The sequence below is a fragment of the Bradyrhizobium sp. Kon10 genome, assembly GCF_055807395.1.
Map to the genome: position 1 here is coordinate 1 of NZ_JBVVOZ010000245.1, position 267 is coordinate 267.

The window sequence follows — 267 nt, forward strand, 5'->3', positions numbered from 1 at the left end:
TCAAGCCAACTCACTCGCAGCTTGCCGCTTGAAACTCACAACTCGCCGCTAGGCGTCCACCATCTTCATGGCTTCTTCCACATCCACCGCCACCAAACGCGAACAGCCAGGCTCATGCATCGTCACGCCCATCAACTGATCGGCCATTTCCATGGCGATCTTGTTGTGGGTGATATAGATGAACTGCACGGTCTGGGACATCTCCTTGACCAGCCGAGCGTAGCGTCCAACGTTAGCGTCATCCAGCGGTGCGTCAACCTCATCGAG

General features: G+C 56.2%; 1 protein-coding gene. It reads right to left on the reverse strand.

The window, feature by feature from the left end; all coding sequences use genetic code 11:
- Positions 1 to 48: 48 nt before the first annotated feature.
- Positions 49 to 267, reverse strand: a 219-nt coding sequence (locus tag AC0L2O_RS36895; RefSeq protein ID WP_473373220.1) for a hypothetical protein, incomplete at its 5' end; no start/stop codon positions are given.